7 protein-coding genes are annotated in these 9,917 nt (G+C 68.0%); 3 read left to right on the top strand and 4 right to left on the bottom strand.

Translation table 11 applies throughout. The features are described from left to right. From VD972_RS27275 to VD972_RS27265, 3 genes are all read right to left on the bottom strand, one after another. The coding region (locus VD972_RS27275) for a Kelch repeat-containing protein (protein ID WP_324991680.1) at window positions 1-897 on the bottom strand (897 nt) is incomplete at its 3' end. A 134-nt stretch (window positions 898-1,031) separates the two neighbouring features. Continuing rightward, complete coding sequence (locus VD972_RS27270; protein WP_324991679.1) at window positions 1,032-2,657, bottom strand: adenylate/guanylate cyclase domain-containing protein; 1,626 nt, start codon at window positions 2,655-2,657, stop codon at window positions 1,032-1,034. Window positions 2,658-2,681: 24 nt separating this feature from the next. Further along, window positions 2,682-4,010, bottom strand: coding sequence for a cyclic nucleotide-binding domain-containing protein (locus VD972_RS27265; protein ID WP_324991678.1), 1,329 nt, complete (start codon window positions 4,008-4,010; stop codon window positions 2,682-2,684). A gap of 293 nt (window positions 4,011-4,303) precedes the next feature. Between VD972_RS27265 and VD972_RS27260 the strand changes: the two genes are divergently transcribed. The 3 genes from VD972_RS27260 to VD972_RS27250 all read left to right on the top strand — a co-directional run bounded on the left by VD972_RS27260 (window position 4,304) and on the right by VD972_RS27250 (window position 8,544). Continuing rightward, window positions 4,304-5,638 (top strand): sigma 54-interacting transcriptional regulator, encoded by a 1,335-nt coding sequence (locus tag VD972_RS27260; protein ID WP_324991677.1) that lies wholly within the window; start codon window positions 4,304-4,306, stop codon window positions 5,636-5,638. 244 nt (window positions 5,639-5,882) lie between these two features. Beyond that, the gene (locus tag VD972_RS27255) at window positions 5,883-6,755 is read left to right on the top strand and encodes a DUF2381 family protein (protein WP_324991676.1); all 873 of its coding nucleotides are present in this window, start codon (window positions 5,883-5,885) and stop codon (window positions 6,753-6,755) included. 13 nt (window positions 6,756-6,768) lie between these two features. Next, on the top strand, window positions 6,769-8,544 hold the full coding sequence (locus tag VD972_RS27250) for a serine/threonine protein kinase (RefSeq protein ID WP_324991675.1): 1,776 nt from the start codon (window positions 6,769-6,771) through the stop codon (window positions 8,542-8,544). 32 nt (window positions 8,545-8,576) lie between these two features. Here the strand turns inward: VD972_RS27250 and VD972_RS27245 are convergent, their stop codons facing one another. Next, entirely contained in the window at window positions 8,577-9,908 is a 1,332-nt protein-coding gene (locus VD972_RS27245; protein WP_324991674.1) for a serine/threonine-protein kinase, read from the bottom strand. Window positions 9,909-9,917: the final 9 nt, after the last annotated feature.

Below are 9,917 nucleotides of genomic sequence, written 5' to 3'. Positions count from 1 at the left end.
CCTCATGCCGGCTATTTCCAGCGCGATCTGGGGCGCATCCACCCTCTTGTCCCAACCACCGACTACGAGCACCTTCCCGTCAGGCATGAGCGTGGCCGTATGGGCGACGCGCCGAGCCGTCAGCCCGGCTTCCAGATGTGTCCAGGTGCCACGTTGCGGGTCCGGGATGTACAACGCGGCGGAGTCGAGCGCCTTCGCGTAGAATCTTGTGAACAGTTTCTTGTTCTGCAGCACACTGAGCAGGGTGAAGCCATCCGGTTTCGCGGCAAGCTGCACCCCGCCCAACACCAGGACCTTGCCATCCGGCAACAGGGTGGCGGTGTGGAAGGCGCGGTTTCCATCCCCCAGATCGGCCGCGTCGGTCCACTCTCCGGTGGTCGGATCGTACACCTCGGGCGGTGCCATGGGGGGATCTCTCTCGCTTACTCCACCCACCACCAGCACCCGCCCGTCGCGCAAGAGCGTGGCCGTGTGAGCCGCGCGAGAGTATTGCATTGGTTTTATCAGGGTCCAGGTGATGCAGGTCGCGCTGCCGTCGGAAGCTGGGGAGCCACCCTCAGGGGAGGCCGGGCAGTTCGGATCGTAGATTTCAGCCGAGGCGAGGGGGGCCTTGTCCGCGAACCCGCCCGCCACCAGCACCCTCCCATCGTGCAGCAGGGTGGCGGTGTGGCCGAAGCGGTACTCGCCCCTGCCCGCGTGTGACGACCTCCCCGTGGCCGGATCGTAGAGTTCGGTATCGCGGATGGTGTAGACGCCGGCGTCGGCGTTCGTAGGCTCGACGCCCCCCGTGATGAGGACCTTTCCGTTGAGGAGCAAGGTCGCGGCGTGATAGCTCCGCCCCTTGTCCATCTGGATTTCCTTGCTCCAGGTCCCGCCCCCATCGACCAGGGCGCTCAAGCGTACCCAGAGGCTCGCACCGGCACTGTCCGTGGTGGCCGGGGGCTCGAGCGGCTGGGTGCAGGCCAGCAGGAGGCACAACAGCAGAGCGACTTTTCGCACAGTGTGAGTGGTCATGACGCGTTCCGACGAACTCAGGAGTGGTGGGGTGTTGCTTGAGTGGGAGCAGGGCCTGAACTCCAGTGGACCCGGTACAGCCTCAGCGGCTCGGCCTTGCCCTTCACCGAGGCGGGGGGCAGAGGCTCCATCTTCCAGGTCCGCTCCTGCAGCCGTTCGTAGGTGCTCTGGGTGATGACGATCTCGCCCTCGACTGCCACGCCGCACACCCGGCTGGCCACGTTGGTGGTGTCTCCAATGGTAGCGTACTGCAGGTAGCGCTCGGAGCCGATGTTGCCCGCGGCCACCGGGCCCGTGTTCAGGCCAATGTGGATCTGCAGCTCCCGCTGCCCGCGCGAGCGCCGATGCTCGTTGAGCGGCAGCAGCGCCTGCTGCATCCGCACCGCCGCCCGCAGCGCGCGGTCCGCGTCATCCGGGTGCGAGAACGGCGCTCCCCAGATGGCCAGCAGCGCGTCGCCGATGTACTTCTCCAGCGTCCCCTCCTGCTCGAAGACGATGTCGGCCATGCCGGGGAAGTACTCGTTGAGCATGTCCACGATCTCGATGGGCCGCATATGCGAGGACATGCTGGTGAAGCCGCAGATGTCCGAGAAGAGCGTGGTGACCTCCGTCTCGCGCGCCCCCAGCGCCGCCCCAGAGGAGGACTCCTCCAGCCGCTTGAGCGCGCTGGGCGGGAAGAAGCGCTGGTAGGTGTTGCGGCGGACGGCCTCCTGCTCGATGCGCCGGTAGAGCATGGCGTTCTCCAGCGCGATGGCCACCTGGTTGGCGAAGGAGGACAGGAACTCCAGGTCCTCCTGCGAGAAGCGCTCGGGCATCCGGAGGTTGTCCAGGTAGAGCACCCCGAGCACCTCCTCGCGGGCCTTCAAGGGCGCGCACATGGCCGAGTAGATGGACTGCCGCACGACGGAGTCGGCGGCCTCCAGGCGGGGATCCAGCTTGGCGTCCGAGAAGAGCGCCGCCACGCCCTGGCGCTGCACGTAGGTGGCGATGTGCTCGCTGTGGACCGGGCCCGCGCTGCGCACCCCGTCCGCCGTCCGCGTCACCCGGGGCCGCAGCTGGCCCGACTGCGGATCCACCAGGAGGATGACGGCGCGGTCCACGTCCAGGATCTGGAACACCAACTCCAACGAGCGCTCCATCAGGTTGTCGATGGTGCCCGGCGAGGAGAGGAACTGGCTCACCTTGAGGAGGATCTGCAGCTTGTCCCGCGCGCGCTCCGCCTGGAGCGCGGCGCCCAGCCGGAGCGCCGAGTTGGAAGAGCTGCCCTGCTGGCCTAGCAGATCCTGCATGGATAGCTGCGAGAGCGGGCGGGCCACGTGAGTGAGCGTGGGGCTGACCTTGGGCTCCTGGCTCTCGGCGTGGAGGCGGAAGGCGACCGAGCCACAGGTGAAGGTGTCACCGGGCTGCAGCTCGCAGCGGGTGACGCGGTCGCCGAGGAAGAACGTGCCGTTCTTGCTCTGCATATCCGTGAGGGTCACCTTCCCAGAGGCCGCGTCCAGCCGGGCATGCTGGCGAGACAGGCTCTTGTGGAGGATGGAGACATGGTTCTCCGGATCGCGCCCGATGAAGGTGCTGCCCTCGCCCAGGGGGAAGGCCTGCTCGTCCGGCAGGCCCGGGTTCATGATGAGCTTCAGGATCTGCACGATGCGCCTCCTGCGTTGAGTGCCTCAGACACGCGCGTCTCCGTGGTGGACCGTGCGCCCGGACAGCAGCCGCGCGGTGCGCTCCCGCCGCTCCGAGCCCAGCAACTCCAACTGCTGGCGCAGCTGCGGGTGCTGGGAGAGCAGCTGCTCGAACGCCTCACGCTCCAGCTTCAAGAGCGCGCACGGGGTGGCGGCGCGCACGGATGCCGTCACCAGCCTGCTGCGCAGCAGCGCTATCTCGCCGAACACATCCCCCTCCACCATCTTCGGATAGGGCGTCTCGCGGCCGTCCACGTGCTCGTGGAAGACCTCGCACCGGCCGCGCAGCAGCAGGTAGAGCGCCTGGGACGGCTGGCCGCGGGTGAGGATCTGCTCGCCCTGCTTCGCGGTGAGTGGGGTGAAGGCGGCCTTGATGGGCTGGCGCAGCTCCTCGGGCAGCTCGGCGAACAGCGGGTTGCTGCGCAGGACATTGGTGAGCAGCCGCTCCCGGAAGAACTGTTGCACCACCTCGCCCAGGGACGGGTGGTGGGTGATGACCTCCTCCAGCCGATCGCGCGAGAGTTCCAGCAGCACCGTGGGCGCCGTGGCCACCACGCCCGCCAGCCTTGGCCCCTCCGTCACCAGCGCCATCTCCCCAAAGAACTCGCCCTCGCCCATCCGCGCCACCGTCGTGCTCTGACCGTCATCCAACTGGCGCACCACCTCCACGCTCCCCTCGACGATGACGAACATGGAGGTGCCCGGCTCTCCCTCGCGGACGATCTGCTGCCCCGGCTGGAACAGCTTGCGCTCTAGCCGGGCGAGCACCTCCAGGAACTCCTCGCGCTCCAACGCGGAGAAGAACGACGTGGGCTGTCCCTGCGGGGCCTGCCCGGGGGACGGCGCCAGGGTGGGCCTCGTGCTCAGGGCCGCGGCCGGCGGAGCCTCGTCTCCGGACGGGCGGGTGTTCGCACGACGGGCGTAGAAGTCCGCCAGGAGCGCCTGGGTGCGGGAGTGGCCCGTGTCCAACTGGAGGATGAGCTTGCACAGCGCGATAGCACGCATCAGCCACCCCGTCCGCGCCCAGGCCTCCGCCGCGGCTGTGTACTCGGCGATGGCCTCGGGCTTCCGGCCCATGCGCTGGAGTACCTCGGCCACCTTCTGGCGGTGAGCGGGCTCCTGGGGCGCCAGCTTCACCAGCTCCTGGAACGCCGAGAGCGCCTCCTCCAGCTTCCCCTTGGCCAGCAGCTCCGCGCCGCGATCCTTGGCCTCACGGATGGCGTCCGTGTCCGGTGCTTCCTCACGCGAGGTGTGTGAAGGAGAGGGCTTCCCGGACGGCCTGGACTGGTTGCTCTTCTTCTCTCCGCTCGCCATGGGGCCAATGCCTTTCAAGGGGGGATGGTACGAAGTGTCAAGAAACGTACTCTTAGATTGCTGTTCCGGACAACGGGCTCTTCCCGTCTGCTCCAGCCAGAGTGCCTGGAGGCCCCTGGGTCGGCTGTGAAACCTCTCACGACTGGAGGGTGAGGCCGTTCACAGGGGCGGCGGTTGGCGTCATCGAGCCTGTGCTACCGTCCCCTCGAATGAGCGCGATGGAACGCAAGGCAGGTGCCTCTTCCTCAGACGACTCCACCGAGGCCGCTCCCCGAGATCCCTCGGCGGAGAGTATGGAAGGCGATCTCCACGTCACCCGCCCCCATGGCCCGCGGCGCGGGATCGATCCCGCCACCGTGCGCCGCTTCCGCCTCACCATCGTCGAGGGCCCTCAGCCTGGCAGGGTGTGGGAGTCAGGTGCGGATCGGTGCTCTCTTGGCTCGCACGCGCTAAATGATCTGGTGCTCGACGACGAGACCGTGTCCCGCTTCCACTGCGAGGTCCGCATTGGCAAGGACGGCGCGTGGGTGAAGGACCTCGACAGCCTCAATGGCGTCGTGGTGGACGGCGTCCAAGTGCGTGAGGGCGCCTTGCGCGGTGGCAGCGTGCTGCGCCTGGGCCGGGCCTCCGTGCGCTTCGACTTCAGTGCTGAGCGCAACAAGCTCGCCCTCTCCGAGGCCACCCGCTTCGGCTCGCTGGTGGGCACCTCGGTCGCCATGCGCGCCTGCTTCGCCCGCTTGGAACGCGCTGCCACTACCGACGTCACCGTCCTGCTCGAGGGTGAGACGGGCACCGGCAAGAGCCAGGCCGCCCAGGCCATCCACCAGGCCGGCGCCCGCCGCGATAAGCCCTTCCTCATCGTCGACTGCGGCGCCATCCCCGCCAACCTCCTCGAGAGCGAGCTGTTCGGTCACGAGAAGGGCTCCTTCACCGGCGCCGCCTCTCGCCGCGTGGGTGCCTTCGAGGAGGCCCAGGGCGGCACCGTCTTCCTGGATGAGATCGGCGAGGTGCCCCTCGAGCTCCAGGCCAAGCTGCTGCGCGTGCTCGAGGAGCGACAGATCCGCCGCGTCGGCGCCAATGCCCATATCCCCGTGGACGTGCGCATCATCGCCGCCACGCACCGGGATCTGCGCGCCGAGGTCAACGCCGGCCGCTTCCGCTCGGACCTGTTCTTCCGTCTGGCCGTGCTGCGCATCACCCTGCCCTCCCTGCGCGAGCGTCCTGACGACCTACCCGCCATCACCGAGCAGCTCCTGGCCAGTACCGGCGCGGACCCCGAGCGCCTCGAGGCCCTGCGTACCCCCGAGTTCCTCACGCGCCTGCAGCAGTTCGCCTGGCCCGGCAACGTGCGCGAGCTGCGCAACTACCTGGAGCGGTGTCTCGTCTTCGAGGATGCCCTGCCGCTCGCGGAGGAGGATGGCCAGCAGCAGGACTGGCAGGCCTCTTCCGCCCTCACCGCCCTGCCCTACTCCGAGGCCCGCAGGCGCGCGATCGACGACTTCGAGCGCCACTACCTTCAAGGGCTCCTGGAGAAGCATCAGGGCAAGGTGGCTCAGGCTGCCGCCGCTGCCCAGGTGGATCGCGTCTACTTCTACCGACTCATGCGCCGGCACAACCTCAAGCCTTGAGGCCCTTGAGCACGTCGCGGGAGATGTGGAGGCCGCCTGCCCCGCTTCCTGTGTCCACTCGATCGGACCCACGATTCACAGGGGCCGAGCGTGGCTGAGGGGTGTTGAGAAGCTGGCAGCGGTGGCCTGTACATGCTCCCCTGACGAGGTGACACCTACTCGCCTGCCTGCTGTTTGAATCTCAGCAGTGTCGCACATCTGATAGGGTGATGACCTAGGAGGTTCTGCTTCCTTGGCCCAACCCATGACGTGGCTTCTCCTCGCTCCTCTGCTGGTAGCGAGCACAGCCGCTGCCCAATCCCAGCCCCCTGCTCGCCAGCGCCAAGATCGGCGCGCCTCGCTTCCTGCCACTCCTGCAGAGCCCATGCTCGAGTTGTACGTAGCCGCCAACAACCTCACCATGGCGGCCTTCAATGGGAATCTGGACCCCTCCAGCCTGCTGGTGGACAGGACGCGCTTCAAGTGGGCTGAGGCCAGCGATCACTTCCTCATATTGGAGCCCTTCGCGGACGTGGGCCCGGGCGAGAAGCTCATCGTGCAGGTCGGCTTCAAGGATCGTGCCCTACCCACGAAGGCCGTCTTTGCCGTCGTCTCCAAGTCCGATGTGATGGACGGCAAGGTGGAGGTGGACCGGCGGGCGAATACCCCCGAGGCCCTCCTTGCAGCCCTCAAACAAAAGGAAGTGGAGTTGGAGGAACTCAGGACCCGGTACGCGGGAAGCGGGCCTGCGGGGCTCATGCTCTCTGAGTGGCTCACAGACGAGAGTCGTCCCATTCCCCTGGTGGTGACGACCCCTGGGGGCAATCGCCATGGACTGATGGTGCCACGCGTCGTTGGCTATCAGGGCAAGTTCTCAGCGCTGGTAGCCGTCCGGCTGCGCAACCTTCTGGGTCAGAAACCCTGGGTGCTGGAGCAGGCACGCATCACCGGCGCAGCAGGTGCTCCGGTGGAGGTGCTCTCGATACAGATGAAGCAGCCTCAGCTGGACCCCGGTGAGGAGGGGCTGGTGGTGCTTGAGGCGAAGACGCCACCCTGGACAGCTGGCAAGCCGTTCAGCGTGGCGCTCATGGACACCAGCGGCCAGCGTCCCCTTTCCATCAACCTGATGACAAAGTAGGAAGCCCCAGCCCATGACGAGCGACATCGTTCATCCGGATCACCTTGAGCCGGGACACATGGTGGGCCCCTGGCGCATTCTGGAGTCGCTGGGGAGCGGTGGCTTTGGCCGCACCTTCAAGGTCGAGTGCGAGGGCGCGCTGTTCGCGCTGAAGATGGCGCTGCGCCCAGCCTCGGAAGACAAGGAGGTGGAAGGACGGGCGACCCACGAAGGCGCCGCCCTCCTGGCCAACACCAGCCACCCCAACCTGCTACGCCTGTACGCGGTGGGCCGCTGGCCTCATCCGAGCACCGGCTATTTCTACTTCGTCACCGAGTACGTGGAGGGGGAGACCTTCAACGACTGGCGCGCTCGGGCCCGCCCTACCGCGGCGCAGCTCGTGGACATCTTCCTCGCGGTGGTGCTCGCGGTGATGGAACTGCACCGGCGCAAGCTCCTGCACCGAGACTTGACGGGCTCCAACATCGTCATCCGAAAGGGGGACAACAAACCCTTCTTCATCGACATGGGCAGCGTCTGGCTACCAGGAGCCTCCACCCTCACGGAGAAGCTGCCGCCCAGCATGGTCCACACCCTGCCTCCTGAGTGCGTCTCCTTCCTGCGGCGCAGCGCCCATGAAGAGGGCGAGCACTTCGACGCAGGCGCGGCGGGTGACCTGTACCAGCTCGGGGTGTTCATGTTCGAGGCGCTCACGGAGCACCACCCCTTCGACCCCAAGAAGCTCCCGGCGGCGGAGCTGTTCGCCGCCATCGAGACGCTCGTCCCACGCCCTCCGCACTTCCTCAACCCGGAGGTCCCCGAGTCGCTGGGCCGCATCGTCATGCAGTTGCTGGAGAAGCGGCCGGAGGACCGGCACGCGAGTGCCGAAGCCCTTCACCAGGCGCTCTGGGAAGCCGCGAAGGAGCGCAAGAACCGGGCCTGGAAGGTGCCACTGGTGCTACCGGAGAGCGGGCCGCCTCCGGTCACCCAGGATGAGTTGGAGGAGCGCAAGGTCCGGCAGCAACAGTCCGAGCGCAGAACCCAGGAGGCTCGAAAGCAGGAGGCGGAAGCGCTCTCCGATAAGCAGGCCCTGGAGAAGATCCGCGCAGCCGCCAAGGAGTTCGAAGCGGAGCTCCTGACCCTGGAGCAAGAGCAGGCCCGCCGTACCCGACGGCGCTGGAAGATGGCTTCTGGGGTGGGCGTGCTCCTCTTGGGACTTGCGCTCTTGGCCGCCTGGCGGGTGTGGCTCACTCCCGACATGGCTCCCCCCGCTGCATCCGAGAAAGGAAGTTCGCTCGTGCCCACCTTCAGCAACTCCAAGCCCATCAAGGCTGTTGCCGCTTGGCTGTGCGTCACCTTCGGCGTCGGCTGCCCCGCAGCCCAGGTGCGACCGCTGCCGGAGGACTGCCCCCAGGAGACTGTCCGAAGCATGGAGGAGATGAAGCTCCTCAATCAGGGGGCTTACATCGTCATCATCGACATCAACCAACCTGGCGAACAATGGCAGTTGGGGGTCTACCACCCGGGGCCCATCGTCAGCCGGGTGGTGAAGTACTCGTGGACGGGTCCCCTGCCCGACGGCACCCTCCTGTACGGGCAGCTCTGGACGGAGGGCCTTACCAAAGAGGGGCAGGAAGCAGTCCTGGGCCGCTACACCGAGGCCCTTCTGCCTGATGGGCGCCGTGTCCCCGTCTGCTTCGTGCTGAGTGGGGACTGGACGGGGCTCACCATCAAGAGTCCCGGATCCAAGCCCGGGGAGGCCCGCTTGCCGCGCGCGTGGAGTGCATTCGCTGTCCGCCGTTGGCCGTAGACCTTCACAGGCTCAGGTCAAGGTCGATATTCTCAAGCCTTGAGGCCCTCGAGCACCTCGCGGGAGAAGTGCAGGCCTGCCTGCCCCGCTCCCTCCGTCCACTCTCCCTGCCGCAGCAGAGGCCCGTCCACCACCCGCGGCGCTCCCGCCGGCCCTGGCTCCACGACAGCCTCCGCGACGTGCAGTGCCGCCTGCAGCTGAACGCCCGCGCCGGCCACACGCCGCTCCAGCTCCGGCCACAGCGCCTTCAGCGCCTCCAACACCTCCCGCCGCCGCTCGCGCGAGCCCGCCTCGCCAGCTGGCAGTGGCGTGGCCGCCAGCAGGAAGTCCGCTCCCTCCACCACGATGGCCAGTCCGCAGCCGGGGAGTCCTTCCCGCGCTGCCTCTAGCACCTCGTCCAGCGCGTCGAACGCCGCATCGTCCGCCGCATCACCCGCCTCGGGCCTCGCCCGCAGGTACAGCCCCAGTCCCAGCGTCCGCTCCGCGGGCCCGGAGGACGGGGTCAGCGCCCGCCGCAGATCCTCCATCAGCGCTCCCGCATCTGCGTAACGATCCGCCGGACGCTTGGCCAGGCAGCGCCGCACCACCGCATCCAACGCCGAGGGCACCGACACCCGGTGGCTCGGGGCCGGCGGCGGCGCGTGCAGGTGCAGCTCTTCCAGCTCGGACTGGCTCCCTCCGCTGAAGGGCGGCTGCCCCGTCAGCACCTGGTACAGCAGCACTCCCAGCGCATACACGTCCGTGCGCGCGTCCACCGGGCCGTGGAGGATCTGCTCGGGCGCCATCGCCAGCGGCGTGCCCACCACCACCCCCGTGCTCGTCAGCGCCGTGGCGTGCGTCCCAGGATCCACCAGCTTGGCAATTCCAAAGTCCAGCAGCGTCACGTGCAGGCCCCCATCCTTTCCAGGGCGCACCATCACGTTCTGCGGCTTCACGTCCCGGTGCACGATGCCCAGCGCATGCGCCGCACCCAGCGCCAAGGCCACCGGCTCCACCAGCCTCAGCGCCTCCTGCGGCGAGAAGGGACCGTGCGCCGCCAGCTCCGCGCCCAGATCCCTCCCCTCCAGCCACTCCATCGCCAGCCAGGGCCTCCCATCGCGCAGCTCCCCGGACTCCAACACCCGGACGATGTGCGGGTGGGCCAGCTGCTCCAGCATCCGGCTCTCCTGCTCGAACCGCCGCAGCGCGCTCTCGGAGGCCGTGTACTGCGGCCGCATCACCTTGAGCGCCACCTGCGCCCCCGCCCGCTCATCCACCGCCCGGTACAGCACCGCCACCACGCCCCGGTGCCGTACCTCCTCCACCCGGTAGCCCCCGGCGCGTGCCCCGGGGGCCAGCTCCTCTCCGTACAGGTACGTGCTCACACCCGACTT

Source organism: Hyalangium sp. (assembly GCF_035629615.1).
Lineage (GTDB): Bacteria > Myxococcota > Myxococcia > Myxococcales > Myxococcaceae > Hyalangium.
The sequence above is the reverse complement of the archived record's forward strand: the minus strand, read 5'-3'. Positions and strand labels throughout refer to the sequence as shown.

What these genes read in the sequence shown, in the direction of transcription:
- VD972_RS27255 (WP_324991676.1), top strand. Translation starts at nt 5,883, where the DNA reads ATGACGTGGCTTCTCCTCGCTCCTCTGCTGGTAGCGAGCACAGCCGCT.
- VD972_RS27250 (WP_324991675.1), top strand. Translation starts at nt 6,769, where the DNA reads ATGACGAGCGACATCGTTCATCCGGATCACCTTGAGCCGGGACACATG.
- VD972_RS27260 (WP_324991677.1), top strand. Translation starts at nt 4,304, where the DNA reads ATGGAAGGCGATCTCCACGTCACCCGCCCCCATGGCCCGCGGCGCGGG.
- VD972_RS27265 (WP_324991678.1), bottom strand. Translation starts at nt 4,010, where the DNA reads ATGGCGAGCGGAGAGAAGAAGAGCAACCAGTCCAGGCCGTCCGGGAAG.